This window comes from Legionella bozemanae, from assembly GCF_001648595.1.
Taxonomy (GTDB): domain Bacteria; phylum Pseudomonadota; class Gammaproteobacteria; order Legionellales; family Legionellaceae; genus Legionella; species Legionella bozemanae.
The window spans coordinates 61,906-85,150 of record NZ_LBAW01000011.1; the positions used below are offsets into that span (position 1 = coordinate 61,906).

The following is a 23,245-nucleotide window of genomic DNA, read 5'->3' on the forward strand; positions in this document are numbered from 1 at the left end:
TTTTGAAAATAGGATAGGGATGATACTGTATGGTTTTTTCAAATTATTTTTCATTCAAGATACACTATAAATAGGGACAGTATAGGGTGAATAGTCACCAAACAATTTAACGATTTCGCAGAGTAAACTCTTATGGCAGAATACAAAGATACATTAAATCTCCCTAATACTTCATTTCCAATGAAGGCAAATTTAGCTACTCGAGAGCCTGAAGTTTTGGCTAATTGGCAAGCAAAAAAAGTTTATGAAAAAATTCGTAATGCTCGTGCCGGAAGTAAGCACTTTATTTTACACGATGGCCCTCCTTACGCGAATGGCCATTTGCACTGCGGACATGCGTTAAACAAGATTCTTAAAGACATTATTATTAAATCCAAATCACTCAGCGGGTACGACGCGCCATTTGTTCCTGGTTGGGATTGTCATGGGTTGCCTATTGAACTCAATGTAGAGAAAAAGATAGGGCGTGTTGGTGATAAGGTATCTGCACGAGAGTTTCGTGCCAAATGTCGTGAGTATGCCGCCAGTCAAATTGATATTCAGCGGGATGAGTTTCAACGTCTTGGGGTTTTTGGAGATTGGTATAATCCCTATGTCACTATGGATTTTCGTTATGAAGCCAATATCGTTCGCGCATTAGGTTTGATGATTAAAAATGGTCATTTGCAACAAGGCTTTAAACCAGTACATTGGTGTATTGATTGTGGTTCTGCTTTGGCTGAGGCAGAGGTTGATTATGACGAGAAAACCTCGCCTTCTATTGATGTTGCTTTTTTTGCGGTGAATCCCGAAGAATTTATTGGATTGTTTAAAAAAAATGCAAAAACAAAGCCAGTTAGCCTTCCTATTTGGACTACGACTCCTTGGACTTTACCTGCTAATGAAGCTGTGTGCTTACATCCTGCGATTGATTATTCTTTAGTCGATACAGATGATTCTTATTTAATACTTGCCACCGATTTGGTTGAATCTACTATGGCTCGTTACGGAGTGAGCCAATATACAATTTGTGGGTCAGCAAAAGGAAAGGTTTTTGAGCATTTAAACTTAAAACACCCCTTCTATAATCGAGTTGTGCCAGTGGTATTAGGCGAGCATGTAACTACTGAATCCGGTACTGGAAGCGTACATACAGCTCCTGCACATGGACCAGATGATTATTTGGTCGGCCAAGCTTATAAATTGCCTTTAATTAATCCAGTTAAAGGAAACGGTTGTTTTGCTGATGATGTTGAATTATTTGCTGGACTTTCTGTATTAAAGGCCAATGACACAATTTTGGAAGTTTTGGCTGAAAAAGGAGTTCTTTTAGCGAAAGAGAATATTCGACATAGTTATCCTCATTGTTGGCGACATAAATCCCCGATGATTTTTTTAGCGACGCCTCAATGGTTTATCTCAATGGATAAAGGTCGGTTAAGGGAACATATTGTTAAAGAAATTGATAAAGTGACTTGGGTTCCTGATTGGGGTAAGGCTCGTATCAGTAATATGGTTGAAAATAGACCTGATTGGTGTATATCAAGACAAAGAGCTTGGGGTACTCCTATGCCCTTATTTGTTCATAACACGACTCGTGAATTGCATCCTAATACACTGGAGCTTATTGAAAAAGTTGCGTTGCTTATTGAGAAATCTGGCATTGATGCCTGGTTTGAGATGGATGCAAAAGCGCTTTTAGGAGATGATGCTGAATTATATGACAAAATTAACGACACTATGGATGTGTGGTTTGACTCTGGTGTAACTCATTTCTGTGTTTTGCAACAAAATAAAGCGTTATCTTTCCCTGCAGATATTTATTTTGAAGGTTCAGATCAGCATCGCGGCTGGTTTAACTCTTCATTGACTACTTCTGTTGCTATGTATGGTATTGCTCCTTATAAAACAGTATTGACTCATGGCTATACTGTGGATGCTGAGGGTAAAAAGCTTTCTAAATCCAAAGGGAATTATGTTGCTTTGGATAAGTTGGTTAACCAACACGGTGCGGATATTTTACGTTTGTGGGTCGCTTCCACGGATTACCGACATGAAGTGAGTATTTCAGATGAAATTATCAAGCGAAATGCAGACGCTTATCGAAGGATTCGCAACACAGCCCGTTTTTTATTAGCAAACCTATTCGATTTTGACCCAGCAGTTGATGGCGTACACAACAAAGATCTTTTGGAATTGGATAAATGGGCGTTAAAGCGCAGCCAGCTTTTACAAAAAGAAATTATCGAAGCTTATGAAAGCTATCAATTTCATGTGATTTATCAGAAACTTCATAATTTCTGTGCGGTAGACATGGGAAGTTTTTATCTTGATTTGATTAAGGACCGGCAATATACCTCCGCAAAAGAAAGCAAAGCCAGACGTTCTTGCCAAACGGCAATGTATCACATCATTAGGGCATTTACTCTTTGGGTGGCGCCTATTTTGTCTTTCACAGCAGAAGAGATAGGGCGTTATATACCCGGTTATAATCAAGAATCGGTCTTTACCGAACTTTGGTATGATGCCTGGCCAAAGATTGATGATGTGAACATGGACGATTGGGATGAATTGCATTTAATCCGTGACGAAGTGAATAAGGCTTTGGAAGAGACACGTCAAAAAGGCGAAATAGGCTCTGCTTTGGCTGCAGAAGTCACTTTATATGCGGACAACAAAGTATTGCCTAAACTGACTCGTTTGGGTGAGGAATTGCGCTTTTTACTCATCACATCTGGTGCCGCAGTACATCCTATGAATTCAGCTCCAGCTGGTATAGCGGCTACAGCATATGGTGTTTCTATTGCCGTTTCGGCAAGTCCACATGAAAAATGTGCTCGCTGTTGGCACAGACGGCCTGATGTGGGTCAAAATTCCCAGCATCCTGAGCTCTGCTTACGTTGTGTTGGCAATATTAGCGGCCAAGAGGAAATGAGGCAGTTTATATGAGAAAATGGCCATGGTTTATGCTCAGTCTTATAGTGATTGTTTTTGATCAAGTAAGTAAGTACTTAGCGAGTGTTTTTTTAACTCCCTATAAGCCATTACCTGTTTTTCCAATGTTTAATCTTACTTTGGCCTATAATTCTGGCGCTGCTTTTAGCTTTTTAAGCGGTGCCGGAGATTGGCATAGATGGTTTTTTGCCGGTTTTAGCTTCATCGTGAGCGTTATACTTGCTGTCTGGTTGTATCGTACTGAAAGCCAGTCTCGATTCCTTTTAGTTGGCATTAGTCTTATTTTAGGTGGTGCGATTGGTAATTTGATCGATAGAGCACTTGATGGCTATGTGATTGATTTTATTGATGTTTATTATAAGCATCATCATTTTGCTACATTTAATCTAGCGGATAGTGCAATTTGTATTGGTGCTGGCTTTTTTCTTCTGGATCTGTTGGTGAATAGAGAATGACTCAGTGTATATTGAGTCAATTTGGCGTTACTAATCTATTCAAGTGACCAAACTCTCTGATGGAGCTTGCCTCAGCCGTTGTTCGCGGGTGTTGTTTTTAATGTTTGCAATTCCTGTGCCTCATCAAATAACATTTTTACGGGACGTGTCTTAGCGTATTCCTCTGCCTTTCCTACTAAAATACTTGCTATCTGGGTAGTGTCTTTTGCCTTTACAGCATCTTGCAAAGACTCAAACATTTCTTTATAGGTTTTAGAGAAAAAACATAATATCTTATGAAGGAAATTCTTTTCATGTTTCTGGATAAATCGATCCGTGGCATTAAGAAGAGCATCATTGGAATCACTATGTACCAGACCGCGTATTTTAGCTACATCTTTTTGGATTTCTTCTCCGAGTTCTCCAGCATCTGTTTGAGTTTTTCTTATTCCTTGAAGCAAAGCGTCGATTTTTTCTTCAGGTGATTTTTGATCTATTTGTTTATCCCCATGCGGAACGGTTTCTACTGCATGATCAAGCATCACCTTAAAGGGACCAAGTAAATCATCGGCCTTAATTCCTAGCGCTTCTAACTCTAATATCTTTGTATGAATCTTTTGCAGATGAAGGACATATTGTTCCTGAGCAAGTAAATGTCGTTGAAATGCATTAACATCAGAAAGTACGATATCAATAATACCTTCTTTTATACCTTTAGTTGATTTAATTTGTGACTGATGCGCTTTTAATGTTTGTATATCTTTTTTTTCTACTGTTTTTAGCTCGTTAAATTCACTTTGAATCTCAGCAACAAGCTTAGTAGGGTCTTTGTATGTTATTAAATTAACCTTTAATTTACTTAAAGCGAGAGTATTTTCCCGAGTAAGCATGCCTAGAGAGAAAAAATCACTTGGAGTACCACCTATAGCATTAGGAAAAAGAATGATAGAGAATCCTCCCGAAATTTTTTGGGAGAAATTGCCACGCTCTGCATTAAAAAATGCCTGCCAATGTTTTCTTTGATCTGGCTTTATTTCGAGATCATCCATGAGTTGGTTAAACTGTTCTTGAGTTTGATAATGCGCCCAAAATCTCTCTATTGGAGTTGCATTTCTAGGATGACTACTTAATAAGATCTGCCTCAATTGCATCATCCGTACAACTTTAGCTTCGTGTTCTTTTATTGACGCCAAGTTTACCTGAAATTGTTTGTATGCCTGTTTCTCGGGAGTTAATTGTTGTAAGGCACTACTGTGTGATGATTCACTGTTTTTTAACGAATCTCCATATGCTTGTGCTAATTGAGTAAACTGTTGTTTTATTTGCCCCTTCATTTCTTCCAAATCTTTCCCTGCACTTTTAGGAATCAGGGGATGGTCTAATTGAGTTTCAAAAAAACAGGCCATACAATAAAAAGCAAGCAAGACATTATGACTCATTTCTGGATCATCGATTTTATATGCCTTAGACCATTCGTTGAAACTTTTTATAACATCCATCACTAGCCTGAATTTAGGAGCGTTCATAAAACCAGTAAAACCATTGATAAATCCGTCACTTAGATGAGATAATAGTTCATTGATAGGTGCTTTTTCTGGATGATTTTCTGTCAGTTTTTCACCACGTACCGTTGCAGTTACTGCCAGAAAAAAAAGAAAGCGCAGCCTTTTCTTCAAAGGAAGTTGTTTTTTCAAATTTTCTTCAATGAATTTTAACTGATTCGCAAGAGGTTCTTTTTTAACATCGCTAATAAAAGGATTAAAGGTTGTTTCTATAGACTTCTTAAATTTATCTAATTTTACATTTTCCGTTTCTGGACTAAAACTTAAAAGTTTCTTTTCGGTTGAGTCTACAGATTCTTTTGAAAACATAATAGACCTAAAATAAATCACAGTGCTTAATTTATTATAACATGATTATATTAAGACAATATGAAATACAAACAGGTCACGAATTAAATAATAGTTATAAGAAATAAACTGGAAGTATGCCAAAATGGTGTTGCAAGCGTGCTTTTTCTAAAAAGAGGCTCATTTTTAAACTTAATTATGAACTGGAATTGTTACCCTGGATCCTCCATCTAAAGTTTTCTGTGCTTCTTCCTTTAGAGTCTTAAATTGATTTTTAATTTCTTTCTCACGAGCATGTTCATCGGATAGGCCTAGTATCTCTTTAATTTTATTAAAACTTTTTTCAGATGACTCCTCTGAGCTAACCTCTTTTGCTGTTGTAGCCTCTTTTAAGTCTTTGAACATTTTTTTATAGGCAGGAGAAAAAATTAATAATAGTTTATGGCCGAATGTATTTTCCTTAGAGTTAATAAATCCAGTCACCAATTCAATCATTGTTTTTTGTTTCGAATGTACAAGGATATTAATACTCCGTTGGATGCCTTCTACATTATCAATGGCTCTATCTATTGAGAGACTCAAGGTATTAATTTTTTGTGAGGTTGGTAAATCTGAAGGTATTTCAGTGTAGCTAATGGTTTTAACAACTTTATCTAGAAGAGCTTCGCACGTTTTTTCGAGTTCACTACAATCTACATGGTGTTTTATTTTGTTTATTTGAGCATAAATATTCTGAAGAGATTCAACTAAACGTTTTTGTGCGTGCAAATTTTTTTTAAGTAAATCGATATCACTATTTACCTGTACCAATGCTTTCGTTGAGGCCTGTCCTCCTCTATTTTTTTCAAATTGTTCCGTTATTGATTCAAGACTAACCTTTTTAAAACCTGATAAGACTTTTAAATTTTGTTCTATGTTCTCAAAAAGTTGAGACGGATTTTCTTCATCAGGAATTAATTTCTGTTGTTTAATTTCAGCGCGCATCACTTCGAGTCGTTGTATCACAGCTCCGCTTTTAGAACTAAGAGAGTCTACAGAAATTGTATTACTTGGAATTCCTCCCAACTGTTGAGGTATTCCCCAAGAGCCGGTCAAAAATACTGAAAAAAATTGTTGTCTAAAGGAGCCATGCTGGTAATTATAATACTCTTGCCATCCAGGTCTTTCACTTACTGGGATCTCGAGATCATTTAGGATCCCTGTAAATTTTTCTGGAGTATTATACTTCTCCCAGAATTGACTCAGTATCTCTGTTTCAGATAGTATCTCTTGCTTTTTCAGCAAGAGCTGTAATTCTTGTAATCGATTCAATTTATCTTTTGGAAAGCTGTCTCTTTTTTGTTGCATTGCTTCTTGTTATGTTTTTAATCTAATTATCTGCTCTTTGAATTGACGATATAAAGGGTCTTCGTCAGGTCCCAACACTTGCAAAGCGCTACTTATTCTGTTTCTGTTTTCTTCTTCCAACTTATTTTTTAAGTCATTAAATTTATTAGCAATCAAGCTTTTTATTGTTGCCATTTCATCTTTAAATTTTTTAGGTATTATGCGATAGCTTGATAGTTTTTCCTCAAGTGAACATGCAGCAGCATAAAGAGCTAATAAAACTTCGTGTTTGTTTTGCATGCCTTGATTGATGTCAAAATATTGTATCCACTCCTTCATTCCTTCTATAAGGTTATTAATTGCTTCTACATTAAGGTTTAATCCAAGTCCTATAGAACCAAATCCATGAACCCAACCGTTGCTTAATCCGGATAATAGTTTATTAATAGGTACAATTTCAGGATGATTTTCAGGAAGATTTTGTTTACGTTCTAATGCCAAAGCCGCTAAAGTAAAAACTAAGGTCCAAGTTCGTTTTTGGCTACTCTCATGCTCAATTTTAGCAGCCATATCTCCTGTTTTTTCTTTCATTTCCTTAGCGATATGCTCTAATTGTTGAGCAAGTGGCAATAATTTGCATTGTTCAATAAATCCAATGAGCGCATTTTTGATGCCTAGCTTGTGCAGATTGAAGGCAGGATCGGTTTTAGTTTGCCCGTTATACGAGGAGAGAATAATTACTGTTCTATCTAATAGAGCATCAGTGAGCATAATCAGGGCGTTAAAGTGACTATATTATAGATTACTCAACCTTAAGGATTATTATCTATCTTGGCAGTACTTAAGTTGAATTCTGATCTTTATAAATAAAACATATTGTTACGCCAAAATACTTGTTGTAAGCGCACTGAGCTGTTTTGTATCGGGATTATGTATACTTATTGCCGCTACAGCGGGTAAATTAAGGAAATGTTCTGCTTCTTCCCATTCAATTTCGGCAGGGAGCAATTTTAAATGTGGGAGGCATTTATTCAAAAGAGTGCAAAAGGCCAAATCAGCTGGAAATGGACGAACATGCACATAGCCTAGGCTCATTACTGCCATTGCTTCTGAAATCGTCGCAACTCCGGGTAAGTAATTCAGCGAGTAAACATTTGCTGTGTGGGCAATGGCGGGCAAATAACCAGGGCTGGTGGCAAAATGTACATTAGCCTGATAGCAATTTTCAAGTTGCTGTGTATCAATCACTCCGCCGGCACCGATTTTAAGCGAAGGATAACGAGTAATTGCCTGATTTAATAATTTTTGATCTGTTGAATTAATTTCAACTAAATCGAAACCGGCTGTTTTAATTTGCTCTAACCGTTCAAACAAAAAATTGTCTACATCCAAGGATATAATTACAGATTGATTGCCAAGTAACTTATCTAAGATCATAGCTAGTCCTATGGTGATGTATAGTGTCATCCTCTAAGTTTTATACATCGTTGCAAGCTGGAGCGGATGATGCTATATATTTTTTAGTAAACTTTGTTTCAAATGGGTTAAATTACAAAACTTAATGTTAGAAGAGTTGGCTTGTGTTGGCAAGTATATTAGTGATTCTTATTTGAAATAAATTAGGGATATTAATTAGTTTGAAAAAAGAAAATTACGGTGTTTAAAGTATGCACCGAGCATTCTATGGAATGCTCGGATAGGGGTGAATTGCTTGTTATCTAGGTGAGGATGGAGTGCTGACTTGTTCCTCTCGTTTTTCCACTGGACTCAATTCGGAAGTAACATTATTCTTATAGGAGTCTTCCCCAAATTTAGGCATATTTTTCAATAAATCGTTCATCGTTGTTGGGGGAACAGGTGCCATTTCTAACATACGTTTGATTTTTTCTTTTAATGTTTCCGGATTTTTATCCAATTCGTTTTGTTCGTCTTTTGATAAAGTTTTCTTCGCCTTATCTGTAACGTAGTCGTCCATTTTATCACGTGATTTTGGATCTTGTATTGTTTTGACTGTAGTAAATAGAGAGCCCCAAGTGATGGGTTTTTGTCCATTGTTTACAGTTTGGACGAATGCAGCAGCAGTTAAAATTTGTTGCGGTGACGGCATTGAAGGTGAAGTTCCTTTAGATTGCGTCGGCGTTGGAATGGATATTGCGTTCAAGCCAAAGTTATTACCTGACGTGATCGTGGATTGCGGGGGTTGCATAGACAAAGCAGGGTTTAAAGATTGTTCTGCCTTTGCACGAGCAGATTGCATTAAAGTAAGTTGGTTTTGTGCCATTAGTTTTTCAGCTTTGGCTTGAGTGCTGCGTGCGGTATTGAGATTCAGCTCTTCCTTCTCCACATCTTTAACTACATCTTTTACAATTTTGAGATCGTTTTTTTTATGTTGGAAGTCGTTCTTTGCCTGTTTTTTGTCACTATCACTCATAGTGTCTAAATCTTGACCTTCTTTTAAAAGGTAGTAATTCCCTTCCTTATCTTTCGCTATTTTTTGACCTTTAGAAAGAACAAAAGCAGCCTTGCCGTACGTAATGGCATTTCCCTCGGGATCCTTAACATTTCCCTCAGCATCAGCGAATACTTTTACTGTGAGATCTTTCTTTTTATTTTGGAAATCCCATTTGGCCTGAGCTATTTCCTCTGGCGTCATATTTTTTAATTCTTGCTCTTTTTTTAGAAGATAATAATTTCCATCTTTATCTTTCTCAATCTTTTGATCTTTTGAAAGAACAAATGCAGCATCTTCTTTAGTAATGTCATTTCCTGCAGAATCTTTAACATTTCCATTAATATCAGCATAGATTTTTTCAGGTTCTTTGTTTTGTCGTTTAGCGGCAAGGATGTCTTCCAAGCTAGCAATTTTTAGACCGACTGTATTGAGCTCATTTCCTAATCGATAAATATCTTCATCTTTTAGACCAGGCCGCATCATCTTATCTGAGATTAAATCGGCTTCTTTTTGGAGGGCTTTAATTTGTTTCTTAATTTGCTTTTCTGATTGTGCTTCAAACTGAGGTGCATTAAATTTATCTAAACCCTCATTGTATGTACTATATTTTTCAGTAAGCATTTTTCGTTCAGTTTTTAACTTTTCTTCATGCTGCTCAAGTGTTTTTATATCTTGCTGAAGTTTTTCTATAGCTTCAGTATAATTTTTAATGGCCTCTTTAGTCTCTGATTTTAGTTCAGTAGGTGGGCTTTTCAATGGAACTTGATCATTTTTTAAGACCTTATCCTGTTGCATTTGGATTAACTCATTTTGCGCTTTTTGGGCTTCAGCTTCCTCTGCGAGCAGCCACTGGAATAGAAAACCTCTTCTCCGCTCTTGCATCGTGATTTCTTCTTGTATTTGCAGTTGCCGCTCTTCTTCAATGGCTCTCTCAAGAGCTAACTCGGCGCCAATTTCATGGGTTACTGTTTCCCCAGCAGGCGATAATAAGAAAATCTTTATATCTTCTGGATTACGTAAGCCAAATTGGCTCAGATCGATTGTAGAAGGGTTAGGATCAGCTCCATCTCCAGGTGAGGAAAAACTAAGCTCACCACTGCCTACTTTTGCTTGTATGGCACTGTCAAGTTTTTCATTTATAAGGGCGAGTTCATCTGAGGTAAGATGTTCTGTTAGGTTTTCTTTTGCAATCGACATAGAGCTGTATCCTCTTACACCATATTATAATTATATACAACATTGTACAATAAATCATCAGAAGCATATAGCTTAGAATGGCACGTTAACTACTATAGCTGATTGTTTCTTTTTGAAAAGGAACTTTTGCATTACTTTTCGAACTTTTTACTGTAAATAAGGTTTGGTGATGAGAAATAGGGCTATGATTTTTTTCTAATGTATGTGATTCACTGTCATTATCCAGGAGAGTTTGTAGCAAACAGTGGCTGCTTGAATGTGGAATGAGTTCATAACGCCTGGGATCTTTAGCGTAATATTCCATATCATCTAAAGCCGTATGCAGTTTAAGATCATCTTTTGCAAATGCCCAATAATACAAATGACCGCGTTGACTTTCTATAAAGGATAATAAAATGTGTTTCATCGCGCTGGCTTGATTATCGATCCAGTTACAGAGTGTTGTAATTCCTTTTGCGCTAGCTGCAAATAAAATACCAAAAGAACTATCCCATACTTCACCGATGGTATATATAATACTGCCTAAAGCGTAGGCAAAAATGCGGCTTATAGGATCTAAAACAGTGAGTCCCACGCGGGTAGAGAAAGAAATAAAATCAAGAAAGGGTAAAACAAGAAGATTTTTTATTAATTGTAATAGCGGGATGCCTAGACCTCGAACACCATTAATACAAAGATTAAGGAATGGATTATTGGAAAAGTGTCCGAAGGGCCAGGTAAACCCATAAAGCGGTGATAATCTGAAATTGGTTATTAAATTGTCTGCTGGTGGTCTTGTTGAAAAGAAAAGTAATAATTCACCTATATCACTGATGTTACCAAAGAGTGCAAGTGTTTTAATGAGTAGATTCGTAATACCACGAAAGGGTACATGGATAAAAAGAGCGCTTACTTCGATAAGTGGGATGGTGAGTAGTGCCAAGGTAAAATCAGTGCAGGCTGATAAAATTTGTTTGCTGATGTTCTTGGCAAGTAATCCACTTTTTTGCCAACCCCTGATAAACCCATCGTTAAATCCGTAATAATATCCTTCAATAAAAGGAGCAATGCACAGCTTCCCCAGGGTTACAAAGCTTTTACATAACCATTTACACGTCCCAAGAAACCAATCGTCACCTGGGTGCATAATGGTATCATAAATAGCTGCGCCCCCTTTTCCACCTAAAGCGGCATAATTGGTATAGGGAAAATCCCCCATTTCACGTCCCAATGATGGAATGACTTTAGTTAAGCCGTACCCTAAACCAAGCGCTAATGAAGCAATAATGGCAATTTCTGCAGGATCTTCTTTAAGGATATTGAATGCTTCAACAAAAAACTTATCCAGATTTCCTGCTGCTTGCACACCTTGCCAATAGGTCATCGATGCAGAAATCGCTTCAGAGAGGGTTCCATGGCTCATCCAATGAGCTAATTTTTGTGTCGGTTCAATGCCTGCAATTAAACCGTGTAATTGTAATTTAGTTAAAATGGATTTAAGGAACTCGGGGGCAAGTACTGCACCACCACCGTAAGCATAAGCGGCCAGTGCTAGAGTACCGATCAAGGGATTTTGTTCGCTTACATCAATAAAAAAACTGGCAATATGACGTATTATTCCCAAGATGCGATGAAATGGATTGTCATAAGCTGGCGGGCTTGGAGGATGATTGGGGCGAGCAATGACATAAGGACTGTTGCTAATTTGTTCTTTAATGAATTCTTCCAGGGTTTGTCCGTTAGCTAAAAGTCCTTTATTTTCCAAAGCCAATATCAGCGAGTTTCTTACTTTAGTGTAGTGCTTGTGTTTTTCTTTAAAATCGTCCTGTTTTGGAATATGGGTGTCATGTATATGGTTGAAAAAATCATGATGCACATTATGGATAATAAAGTGATGCATGCTTTTGTAGAATTTATGGAAAAATCTGGGAATACGTGAAATAAACGCATTAAGTCTAAGGCTAACACGCTCTGGCAAGTAGAGGTGACGTTTGCTGATTTGTCCTAAAGTATATAAATCCTGTCCTTCGGGTAAAGGATAGAAGAGCTCATCGTGAACAAAATAGCGTAATTGTACTATTTTGTTTTCCTGTCTTATCAGGATGAGTTGCTCATTAGTGCTAATTATCCAACTACCGGTGGGTAGTTTGCTGATCCTCTTTTTCGCTTTTTTTCTGTTATTTTCAAATATTGGTTCTTTGGAGCTATTTATAAGGCTCGCGATCAAGGTTTTTAAATCTGGATAACCTTTTTGTGGAAATCCTTGCAGCCTGTAATAGGGGGTTATTTGGGTAATCGTGAGCCCATCTAAACGCGGCAGTACTTCTGTTTTATGTTCTGGCTTGGTATCTATTGCAAGATAATTAATCCAATCATAGCCATCACGCCATAGCTTGTTAAAAAAAGCTGCAAGCTGTGCGAATCGATTTGCTGGCACATTGCTCAAATTCGCGGCGGAAGGGAGTTTGTAATAGTTACAAATAACTCTTAAGGCATCATCCAAATCTTTGCTGTTATGCCCTATGTGAAGTTCACTATCCCACACGAGGCAGGGTTGGGGTGCTTCATGGTTCTTGACGGTGCGACTAAAATCCATTTGATCTTGCCGTGACACAGGGTAGACACGGTTAAAAGCATAATGTTGTGCTGTTTTATGGGCTTCATAAAGAATATTTCCTAGAGAACCTTCAGATACAAGCGGAGAAGCTGCTAGCAAGCGATTCTGATCAGAATAGTGTCCTAAGATTTCAATCACTTCTTTTCTTAATGCTTCATGTCCTTCATGATCTTGGCTGGTTAATTGACGCTCTTTTTTTAACAGTTTTTTTAATGAATCAAGGCATTCATTAGTAATTTGCAATTTTTGTTCTTGTGTCGGAGTCAGTGGCTGTTTGTAACTCGTTGAACGTATTCTGTAGCGATGAACTTTACTTATGATATTCGCTACCAATGAAGAAGGGCGTTCTCCTGGCAGGAGTTGAATGAGAGCCGCCTGATGAGTAAATAACATGAGCTGTACGGTTTTTTTATCATGGTTGGCGATTAAGCGCAGCCTGTCGCCTCCCGGAAGGAGATATTCCATATCATAATGACCATACAGTACCGTCCCTGCTTCATAGCTGAATGGGCTTCCTGTTATAGTAGGTAATGCTTGATGACTGAAAGGTGTAATAGTTAAGGGAACGATAATTTGTGTGTGACCGTTCGTCGTTACAAAATAAGACATAGGAACCATCCTTTGTTCACATACTGCACAGGATACTTGGTTTTTTAGTGAAATATCAAGTAGGAACAGATACAAACCTAGAAATTTTATAGCGTCACTGATAAAATGTTTTAAAAATAAACAGGAATCTATTTTAATGACTAGTTATTGTGGTTATATTGCTTTAGTTGGTAGACCTAATGTAGGTAAATCAACCCTCCTTAATTGTATTTTGCAGCAAAAAGTGAGCATAACCTCCAGAAAGCCACAAACAACCCGACACAGTATTTTAGGGATACGTACTGAAGGTGAGTACCAATTTGTTTATGTAGACACACCCGGGATTCACCAAGGAAATAAAAAAGCAATGAACCGCATGATGAATAAAACTGCGATTAGTGTATTGCGCGATGTTGATGTGATTGCTTTTTTGGTTGATGGGACTCATTGGGAAGAAGAGGATGAGTACGTTTTGAATTTAGTAAAACAAGCCAAAGTGCCGAGTATTTTGGTAATCAATAAAGTGGATAAAATTGATGATAAAGCTCAGTTGTTACCTTGGATAGAGCAAATAAGTCAAGAGCATGAATTTAATGCGATTATTCCTATATCGGCAAAAACAGGGGTGCAGGTCGATGAATTGCAAGAAAAATTACAGAATTATTTGCCTGAGGGACCTCATTTATTTCCAGATGATCAATTGACCGATCGGCCCATAAAATTTTTATGTGCGGAATTATTGCGTGAAAAAATTTTCCGCTTTTGCGGACAAGAATTACCTTATTCTGTTACTGTAGATATTGAGTCATTTAAAGATGAAGGCACGCTTGTGCGTATTCATGCATTGATTTTTGTGGATAAAGACAATCATAAGCGAATGATTATTGGTGATAAAGGACAAAAATTAAAGGAAATGGCAACAACTGCACGGATAGACATGGAAAAACTTTTAGGTAAGAAAGTATTCTTGCAATGCTGGTGTAAGGTAAAATCCGGCTGGTCAGATGACGAGCGTATATTAAAACAATTAGGCTATGATTAGGACAATAGAGGCTTGGGTTTTACACAAGCAATGGTCTGGAGATACGAGTGCTCGCGTCAGTTTTTTTACGCGTGAGTTAGGTGTGGTTCAATGTCTTTCCAGAGGCGGCCGTACACCTAAAAAGCAAGCTCTTTTACAACCTTTTACTCCTTTGTGGGTAAATCTTGCTGAACGTCATGAGCGATATTATACGCAATCTATTGAAAGTATTGTGCCCACGCTTCAACTTACAGGCGGCTCACTTTTTGCAGGTTTATATGTAAATGAAATTCTTTATTATGCACTAAGCCCCAATTATCTCGACACGGCATTATTCGATGCTTATTTGTTTACTTTAAATAATCTCGCATCAGCAAAAGAGAGATTAGTGATAGAAGCATTGTTAAGGCGTTTTGAGTGGACTTTATTGCATGCATGCGGCTATTCCTTTTCATTGACACACGAAGCAAGAACAGCAAATCTGATTGTTGCAGACTTACGTTATCAATTTGTTGCAGGTGAAGGATTTATTATACATAGCAGGGGAATTCCTGGGGCACATATTCTTGCTTTGGCACAAGATAATTTAAATGAAGCCTCTTACCTTAAATCAGCAAAAATAATTATGCGTCAAGCAATTGATCATCTTCTAGGTGGTCGTGAGATTAAGACAAGGGCTTTATATTGTGCAGAAATAAAATAGGTTTGTTAACAATTCTACCATTTTGGCTCAATTTAGCGAATTGGTAACAGACCCTAAATAGTTTTAAGGGTCGAGTCTACAATATTAAATGGTGTGCTGCACTGAACACGTATAACGCATATATATGTTTTCAAGCAACTTGAGTTTAGGCCATGATGGACTTTATACTCTTTATTTTATTGTAAGGTGTAAAATGAATAAGCCAATACTATTGGGTGTTAATATTGATCATATAGCTACCGTACGCCAGGCAAGAGGAACTCGTTATCCTGATCCTGTTCAGGCTGCAATGGATGCGGAAGAGGCAGGAGCTGACGGTATTACTTTGCATATGAGAGAAGATTTACGACATATCCAGGCTCGTGATGTCCGTTTGATGAAACAAGTACTACAAACGCGAATGAATCTTGAATTAGCAGTGACCGATGCAATGCTGGATTTTGCAGAAGAAATAGCACCCGAGCATACTTGTTTAGTTCCAGAAAAACGCGAAGAATTAACTACTGAAGGCGGACTGGATGTGATCACACACCAGAAGTCGGTAGAGCATGCGGTAAGGCGTTTGCAGACTATGGGTAGTGAGGTTTCTTTATTTATTGATCCAGATCATGAGCAGATTAAAGCTGCAGCAGATATTGGCGCCCCTGTAATTGAATTGCACACAGGGTGTTATGCTGATGCTGTCAATGTGGAACAGCAACAACATGAATTGGCACGAATAAAGCATGCCGCTGAATATGCAGCGAGTTTAAATTTGATTGTCAATGCAGGCCATGGCCTTAATTACCATAATGTATACTCTATAGCGTCTATAAAAGAATTACATGAACTTAACATAGGCCATGCGATTATTGCCCGAGCTTTATTTTGTGGTATGAAAGAGGCAGTAAGACACATGCGCCAACTAATGCAGGAAGCAAGACTTTATGTCAACATCTGACGTGATTGTTATTCGTATTACTGGAGACTCAGGAGACGGCGTTCAATTGGTGGGCGAGCAACTCACCATTAGCGCGGCACTTACTGGTCGTGATGTACGTACTTTACCAGATTTTCCTGCCGAAATTCGGGCTCCTGCGGGCACTGTGGCTGGGGTTTCCGGTTTTCAATTGGCGATGGCTGAACATGCTATTTTTACGGCAGGTGAATCGTTGGATGTATTGGTTGCTTTAAATCCAGCGGCATTAAAAAACTCCTTACAACATCTAAATCAAGGCGGTTTGTTAATTATTAATGAAGACAGTTATCAGGAGAAAGATTGGCAAAAGGCAGGAATGGATAAGTGCTTTCTCGATAATTGTGCTGAGCATTACCAAATTGTTTCATTTCCTTTAATTACCCAAACATTGCAGGCAGTATCTTCGCTTGAATTGACTAAACCACAAGCTACCAAGACTAAAAACTTTTATGTTTTGGGTTTAGTACTCTGGTTATTTGATTTGCCAACGGCAGCATGTGAAGCGTTCATTGCTAAAAAATTCAAAACGAATGCTGTTGTTGCCAAAGCCAATCAATTGGCATTATTAGCTGGATACAATTATGCCATGACTTTAGAGTTAACGCGCCGTGACTATATGTTAGGCGAGGTTAATCGGGATGTAGGGGAATATCGACAAATTACAGGTGTAGAAGCAGTAGGTTTAGCACTAGCTACATTGGCTACTTCGCTACAAATACCTATGTTGGTTTCGGGTTATCCGATTACTCCTTCTTCAGCGATACTGCATGAATGTGCGCGATTATCTGATTTTGGGGTACAATTACTCCAAGCAGAAGATGAAATTGCTGCAATTTGTGCTTGCATTGGAGCTGCATACGGAGGAAGACTGGCTTTAACTACAACTTCGGGACCGGGGCTGGATCTAAAAAGTGAAAGTCTTGGTCTGGCTGTAGTAGCTGAACTCCCTTTAGTCTTACTTGATGTTCAACGCGCAGGAGCTTCCACAGGATTACCAACGAAAACAAGCCAAAGTGATTTACGTCAGGCGCTTTATGGACGCCATGGCGAAGCACCATTGCCTGTATTAGCAGCACAATCTGCTGCAGATTGCTTTAATACGGTTTTAGAAGCATTTTATTTGGCTGTTAAATATATGACCCCGGTGATTGTTTTGCTGGATGCTTATCTAGCAAATGCTGCTGAACCTTGGAAGATACCTGATGTAAGCTCTTTAAAACTGCCTCAAATTGAATTTAACCGTTTTCCAAAACCATTCACTCGTGACGAGTTTTTAAGTCGAAGCTGGAATAGACCAGGTACTCCAGGGTATATTCATCAATTAGGAGGCTTAGAAAAACAAGGCGAAGACGGCCGTGTAAGCTATGATGCTGAAAATCATCAAAAAATGGTTCACTTACGCCAGCAAAAAATCGATGGAATTGCACGAGAATATGGACCTTTAGTAATTGAAGGCGATGTTAATACGTCAATCATTTTAATGGGTTGGGGAAGTACTTATGGCAGCTTAAAATCAGCAGTTTCGCAATGCTTGGAGCAAGGATTAGCAATTGCTTATGTGCATTTACGTCATTTACATCCTTTACCAAATGATTTAGGTGATATTTTAAAAAAATACGATAGAGTATTGGTTGCTGAGTTAAATTCAGGACAATTATGCCAAATTATCCGTGCCACCTATTTGGTTGATGCACAGGTGGTTGGCCAATCAAATGGTCAGCCTTTTACTGTCAGTCATCTGATGAATACTATAAAAGCGGAAGCCAATTATGAACAACAATTATAAGCGCGAAGATTTTGCCAATGCTAATGAAGTTCGTTGGTGCCCTGGTTGTGGTGATTATGCCATTTTGATGGCGTTACAAAAAATGCTGCCTGATTTGGGGCTACCACCAGAACAGCATGTTTTTATTTCCGGAATAGGTTGTGCTGGACGGCTGCCTTATTATATGAATACTTATGGTTTTCATACCATTCATGGTCGAGCTACTGCAGTTGCAACAGGATTAAAAGCGCTTCGCGAGGATCTATGTGTTTGGGTAATTACCGGAGATGGCGATGCTTTAAGCATTGGCGGCAATCATCTGATTCATATTTTACGTCGTAATGTAAATGTTAATATTTTGTTATTTAATAATCAGGTCTATGGCTTAACTAAAGGACAATTCTCACCAACATCACAAAAAGGTCAAGTGACAAAAACATCTCCTAAGGGAGTAGCTAATGAACCTGTGAACCCACTTACTTTAGCTCTAGCTGCGGGCGCTAGCTTTGTAGCTCGGGCTGTAGACAAAGATCCCCTTCATTTGGGAACTATATTAAAGAAAGCACAAGAGCATCAGGGCTGTTCTTTTGTAGAAATTTATCAGGATTGTAATATTTTTAATCATGGTGCTTTTGATGAGTTTGCGCTTAAAAGTAATCGGGCTGAGAATACTGTGATATTGGAAGAAGGCCAACCTTTACTCTATGGTTCGCAAAAAGAGAAAGCATTGCACATAAAAGAAGGGCAATTCGCCAGTGTTTCAGCAGAGGAAAAAGGTATTTATCATCATAGCCCAAGTGATTTTGTTGCTGCGATGCGCCTTGCCTCTCTATCTTTTCCTGCATACCCAGTGCCTTTGGGCGTTTATTATCAAAAAACTCGGGACTTGTTTGCTTTGCCACAAGAGGTAAAAAAAACCGTAAATGACTTACCTGAACTATTCAAGGCAAAAGCCACTTGGCAACAAAGTTAAGCTTTGTAGCTCGTAGCCTGGGTGGAGCGAAGCGCAACCCGGGTTTTCCTTGCCGCTGATTTCCCGGGTTACGGCTTGCGCCTTCACCCAGGCTCCCTTTTTAAACCAATATCATAAAAAGTTTATTTTAATAACAGCCAACACTCTGTAAGCAGCTCTGTCTCAGCTACTTCATGATCAAAGTTGTAATAGCAAAAATACAGGGTAAATCACCCAGTTGTTCGCCTGAATTAGGCAACCAATCACGATATAAACCATAGACTGTGTCTCCAATGCTATCACGTGAGCCTTTATGCACTGTTACAGCATAACGTCCTGCAGGTAGGTGTTTTTCAATGATACTACCTTCGAGTTTTATTTGTTCTGGTACGGTAATCCCTAAGTCAAAACGAAAATCTACAGGGTCAGTTGTTTTTGGATCGTCATAAGCAAAGCCAAAAGCTTCCCCTGCTTTCGGTTTTAAGTTCATTGATTGAGACTTTGCCCAATGAATTAACTTATTGACACTGTCACCTAATTTTTCAGGTGCACCTCGATGTTCAAATACCGCCAAACGTCTGGCTGGTATATCTTTTATCAATACATTCATGATGATGTTACCTTGTTTTGGCAAATAATACGGTGGGTTTTCCCAAAAACTCCAATTTGAGTGCACTCTAAATTCACTTGGATTCATACCACAAGCTTGTTTAAATACACGAGTAAAAGCCTCATGGGATTCAAATCCCGCATTTATTGCAATTTCGATAATGGTTTTATCTTTATCAACAACTAACTGATGGGCCGCTCGTTTTAAACGAAGCCAACGAATATATTGTTGTAGCGATAGTCCTGTATAAGCAGTAAATAAACGATGAAAATGGTATTTTGAAAAGCAGGCAATAGTACTTAATTGAGTTAAATCAAGCTTTTCATCAAGATGTTTGCCAATAAACTCAATTACTTTTTCTAATTGGTACTTATAATTCATGCTTTCCTCAAGGCCATCAACTTATTTACACAAAACCATATTATCGTATTTATGGAAGAATGCTTTGACCATTTTTGCTAATCTTAATTGAATCTTGATGGCTTTCCGGTAATGCAGCGTGAACGCTTAAAAAAATCCCGGCAATAACTAACCGGGATTTAGGTAGAGGAGAATGATACTAGTCTCGGCCTGAAAACGCACTTAATATGTTAAGCAAGCTGACGAACAAGTTATAAATTGATACAAAAAGACCTACGGTAGCTGAGATATAATTCGTTTCACCTTCATGAATAATTGCACTTGTTTGCATGAGAATTAGTCCTGAAGAAATAAGTATAAACGCCGCTGAAATAGCTAATTGCAGTGCAGGTATATGAATGAAAATTCCTGCTATCATCGCTAATAAAACGACCATTATACCAACAAAAAGAAATCCGCCCAGGAAGCTGAAGTCTTTTTTAGTTGTTAATGCATAACCTGATAAAGCAAAGAAAATAATTCCAGTACCGCCTAAAGCAGTTGCAATTAATTGCGGGCCGTTAGTAAAGTGACTGATATAAAAGTTAAGCACTGGACCTAAGGTATAACCCAGGAATCCGGTGAAGGCAAAAACACTTACTAATCCCCAGGCACTGTTTCGTAGCGCTTGCGTTAAAAACATTAAGCCATAAACACCAACTATCATGAGAAGAGGGTTCATGGGGCGTGCGCCGCTTGTAAGAGATAAAACTGCCATAAATGCACTGAACAAAAATGTCATGCTCAGTAATAAATAAGTATTACGTAATACCTTATTGCTTGAGAGCACTGATTCATTACGTCTCGTAAGTATGGTGACATCGTTTCGGTTCATTGTTTAGAGCTCCTCTATATTTATAATTTAGTCTAGCATATCTGTGGGACAGTTTCCTATATTTCAAGTTTAAAACGAAGTATTTTTGTTTTGAGGTTCTATAGTACTATAGTAGTATTATAAATAATTTTTGGATAGAGCAGCCCGTAGCTATGCTGGCACTCAGGGTAATGCAAAAAATTTTGACATTTTCTGATGTCATAACTTGTAGGATTTATTATGGCACGAGCAGCTTTGATACAAATGGTTTCTTCAGCAGAAGTTGCTGATAACTTGTGCCAAGTAGAAAAATTAATGATTCAAGCCTGTGAAGAGCAAGCGGAACTTGTGCTTTTGCCTGAAAATTTTGCATTCATGGGACTTAAGGAAACAGATAAATTACAGATTGGGGAAGTTTATGGGGCAGGGCTAATACAACAAAAAATCAGTCAGTTGGCAAAAAAATTAGGCTTATGGGTAATCGCCGGAACTATTCCTGTTAAAAGTACAGGCTCCAAGGTGCGTGCCAGTTGCCTTGTGTATGATGCTCAAGGTAAGTGTGCGGCACGTTATGATAAGATTCATTTATTTGATGTGAATGTTTCGTCAAAAGAAGTATACCAAGAATCGATGTCCATTGAGCGTGGACATGATCTGGCGCTTGTTGATACTCCAGTTGGGAAAATAGGATTAACAGTTTGTTATGATTTAAGGTTTCCAGAACTTTATCAACAACTCATGTTGCAAGGGGCGCGGTTGTTTACAGTTCCTTCTGCATTTACAGCTGTAACGGGCCTTGCTCATTGGGAAGTATTATTGCGAGCCAGAGCTATTGAAAATCTATGTTATGTTTTGGCAGCAAATCAGGGTGGTCAGCATGAAAATGGACGTGCTACTTTTGGTCATAGCATGATTGTTGATCCTTGGGGAAAAGTCCTTACACAAAAAGAAACGGGTGCTGGAGTAATAATAGCAGATATTGATTTACAATATCAGCAGGAATTACGCCGAAGTTTCCCCTGTTTGGAACATCATGTATTAAACTTATAAGTAGATGCTACTTTCTTGATACAAGAAAATACATATTATTATTTATTTAAAAGGTAATTAAATGACAGAAGCTCTTACTACAGCAAAAAAAATTTTATTAGCTCCTGCAGCGCTGGACGAAACGGGTATAGAAAAATTATTTAAAACCATTATGAATCGTCATATTGACGATGCAGATCTCTATTTTCAAAGTTGTAGCTATGAATCATGGTATTTGGAAGATTCCGTAGTGAAAAGCGGTAGCTATTCTTTGGATAGAGGTGTAGGTATTCGAGCTGTCAGTGGTGATAAAACAGGTTTTGCCTATTGTGATGATATTTTACTGCCTTCAATGTTGCGGGCAGCTGACGCAGCTCGTTCTATTGCACTTACTGGATCTAAACCAATTCAATCCATCCAGGTGAAAGGTGCAGCAGTAAGTCGTTATCAAGGTTTAAATCCTATCGAAGGAATGAGTAAACAAGAAAAAATTGCTTTATTAGAAGCAATTGATAAAGAAGCGCGCAGTATCGATCCTCGAGTGACTCAAGTTAATGCATCCTTAAGTGGTTGTTATGAGGTGGTAATGGTAGCTGGAATGCATGGGCAGATGATTGCTGATGTTAGACCTTTAGTGAGTATCAATGTCAGTGTGATTGTAGAAGATAAGCATGGAAGGAGGGAGTCTGCTCGTTCTGGCGGCGGTGGTCGGGTGCCTTATTCTTATTTTTACGAAAAGGAAAATGCGTTAAGTTATGCTCGTGAGGCAGTACGCGAAGCGCTAATTAATCTGGAAGCACAACCTGCTCCAGCAGGAACAATGCCCGTTGTTCTTGGGCCAGGCTGGCCAGGTGTTTTATTGCATGAAGCAGTTGGACATGGTTTGGAAGGGGATTTTAATCGTAAGGGCTTATCTGCTTTTTCTGGACGTATTGGCCAACAAGTCGCAGCACCCGGTGTTACAGTAGTTGATGATGGTACTTTGAAAGACAGGCGCGGCTCCTTAACCATTGATGATGAAGGGACCCCTTCACAATGTACCACGTTGATAGATAACGGTGTTTTAGTGAATTACATGCAAGATAAACTGAATGCCAAATTGATGGGCATGCAATCTACAGGTAATTGTCGACGTGAATCTTATGCGCATGTGCCTATGCCCAGAATGACTAATACGTATATGTTGGCTGGGCAACATGATCCTGAAGAAATTATTCGTTCAGTACAACGCGGTTTATATGCGGTCAATTTTGGTGGTGGACAGGTTGATATCACCTCTGGTCAATTTGTATTCTCAGCCAGTGAAGCATATCTTATTGAAAATGGAAAAATTACTGCACCAGTTAAAGGCGCAACACTTATTGGTAATGGGCCTGATGTAATGAAAAAAATCAGTATGATTGGAAATGACCTTGGATTGGATCGAGGAATTGGTGTTTGTGGTAAAGAGGGGCAATCAGTTCCGGTTGGAGTGGGACAGCCTACTTTGAAAATAGATGCGTTGACAGTAGGTGGCACAAGTTAAAAATTAAAATGTAGCCTGAGTTTTACTTTGCTTTATCGAGGCTACATTTGATGTTACATAATCACTATGATTTGGTTCCCCACTAACTTCAT

The 23,245-nt window shown here is 38.3% G+C and carries 17 protein-coding genes; 9 read left to right on the plus strand and 8 right to left on the minus strand.

What is annotated here, in order from left to right; genetic code table 11:
* The first annotated feature begins 132 nt into the window (after positions 1–132).
* Together ileS and lspA are read left to right on the plus strand one after the other, a co-directional pair.
* A complete protein-coding gene (gene ileS, locus A8O27_RS09875) occupies positions 133–2,928 on the plus strand; it encodes an isoleucine--tRNA ligase (RefSeq protein ID WP_058458140.1) in 2,796 nt (931 codons plus the stop codon).
* The gene (gene lspA / locus A8O27_RS09880) at positions 2,925–3,389 is read left to right on the plus strand and encodes a signal peptidase II (RefSeq protein WP_058458139.1); all 465 of its coding nucleotides are present in this window, start codon (positions 2,925–2,927) and stop codon (positions 3,387–3,389) included. Before ileS ends, lspA begins: the two co-directional genes overlap by 4 nt.
* A gap of 71 nt (positions 3,390–3,460) precedes the next feature.
* On the opposite strand, the gene A8O27_RS09885 is transcribed toward lspA, so the two are convergent.
* From A8O27_RS09885 to A8O27_RS09910, 6 genes are all read right to left on the minus strand, one after another.
* Entirely contained in the window at positions 3,461–5,239 is a 1,779-nt protein-coding gene (locus A8O27_RS09885; protein WP_058458138.1) for a hypothetical protein, read from the minus strand.
* Between the two features lie 171 nt (positions 5,240–5,410).
* Positions 5,411–6,565 carry a hypothetical protein gene (locus A8O27_RS09890; protein WP_058458137.1) on the minus strand — a complete coding sequence of 385 codons (1,155 nt, stop codon included), beginning with the start codon at positions 6,563–6,565 and terminating at the stop codon, positions 5,411–5,413.
* A 9-nt stretch (positions 6,566–6,574) separates the two neighbouring features.
* Positions 6,575–7,315, minus strand: a complete 741-nt coding sequence (locus tag A8O27_RS09895; RefSeq protein WP_058458136.1) for a hypothetical protein — start codon at positions 7,313–7,315, stop codon at positions 6,575–6,577.
* A 108-nt stretch (positions 7,316–7,423) separates the two neighbouring features.
* Entirely contained in the window at positions 7,424–7,981 is a 558-nt protein-coding gene (locus A8O27_RS09900) for a beta/alpha barrel domain-containing protein (RefSeq protein WP_058458135.1), read from the minus strand.
* A 277-nt stretch (positions 7,982–8,258) separates the two neighbouring features.
* Positions 8,259–10,193: a hypothetical protein gene (locus A8O27_RS09905; RefSeq protein ID WP_058458134.1), complete on the minus strand. Its 1,935-nt coding sequence runs from the start codon at positions 10,191–10,193 to the stop codon at positions 8,259–8,261.
* Between the two features lie 85 nt (positions 10,194–10,278).
* Positions 10,279–13,398: a hypothetical protein gene (locus tag A8O27_RS09910; protein ID WP_058458133.1), complete on the minus strand. Its 3,120-nt coding sequence runs from the start codon at positions 13,396–13,398 to the stop codon at positions 10,279–10,281.
* Between the two features lie 136 nt (positions 13,399–13,534).
* On the opposite strand from A8O27_RS09910, the gene era reads away from it, so the two are divergent.
* From era to A8O27_RS09935, 5 genes are all read left to right on the plus strand, one after another.
* Complete coding sequence (gene era / locus A8O27_RS09915; RefSeq protein ID WP_058458132.1) at positions 13,535–14,419, plus strand: GTPase Era; 885 nt, start codon at positions 13,535–13,537, stop codon at positions 14,417–14,419.
* Positions 14,412–15,101 carry a DNA repair protein RecO gene (recO, locus tag A8O27_RS09920; protein ID WP_058458131.1) on the plus strand — a complete coding sequence of 230 codons (690 nt, stop codon included), beginning with the start codon at positions 14,412–14,414 and terminating at the stop codon, positions 15,099–15,101. The genes era and recO overlap by 8 nt, the downstream gene beginning before the upstream one ends.
* Positions 15,102–15,294: 193 nt before the next feature.
* Complete coding sequence (pdxJ, locus tag A8O27_RS09925) at positions 15,295–16,041, plus strand: pyridoxine 5'-phosphate synthase (RefSeq protein ID WP_058458130.1); 747 nt, start codon at positions 15,295–15,297, stop codon at positions 16,039–16,041.
* On the plus strand, positions 16,028–17,845 hold the full coding sequence (locus tag A8O27_RS09930; RefSeq protein ID WP_058458129.1) for a 2-oxoacid:acceptor oxidoreductase subunit alpha: 1,818 nt from the start codon (positions 16,028–16,030) through the stop codon (positions 17,843–17,845). The genes pdxJ and A8O27_RS09930 overlap by 14 nt, the downstream gene beginning before the upstream one ends.
* The gene (locus A8O27_RS09935) at positions 17,829–18,797 is read left to right on the plus strand and encodes a 2-oxoacid:ferredoxin oxidoreductase subunit beta (RefSeq protein ID WP_058458128.1); all 969 of its coding nucleotides are present in this window, start codon (positions 17,829–17,831) and stop codon (positions 18,795–18,797) included. Before A8O27_RS09930 ends, A8O27_RS09935 begins: the two co-directional genes overlap by 17 nt.
* Positions 18,798–18,963: 166 nt before the next feature.
* Here A8O27_RS09935 and A8O27_RS09940 read toward each other — a convergent pair whose 3' ends face one another.
* Positions 18,964–19,767: an AraC family transcriptional regulator gene (locus tag A8O27_RS09940; protein ID WP_235810460.1), complete on the minus strand. Its 804-nt coding sequence runs from the start codon at positions 19,765–19,767 to the stop codon at positions 18,964–18,966.
* Positions 19,768–19,945: 178 nt separating this feature from the next.
* Positions 19,946–20,620 (minus strand): Bax inhibitor-1/YccA family protein, encoded by a 675-nt coding sequence (locus A8O27_RS09945; RefSeq protein WP_058458127.1) that lies wholly within the window; start codon positions 20,618–20,620, stop codon positions 19,946–19,948.
* Between the two features lie 219 nt (positions 20,621–20,839).
* Between A8O27_RS09945 and A8O27_RS09950 the strand changes: the two genes are divergently transcribed.
* Both A8O27_RS09950 and tldD read left to right on the plus strand, forming a co-directional pair.
* A complete protein-coding gene (locus A8O27_RS09950; protein WP_058458126.1) occupies positions 20,840–21,649 on the plus strand; it encodes a carbon-nitrogen hydrolase family protein in 810 nt (269 codons plus the stop codon).
* A gap of 61 nt (positions 21,650–21,710) precedes the next feature.
* Positions 21,711–23,153 (plus strand): metalloprotease TldD, encoded by a 1,443-nt coding sequence (gene tldD, locus A8O27_RS09955; RefSeq protein ID WP_058458125.1) that lies wholly within the window; start codon positions 21,711–21,713, stop codon positions 23,151–23,153.
* The last annotated feature ends 92 nt before the right edge of the window (positions 23,154–23,245 follow it).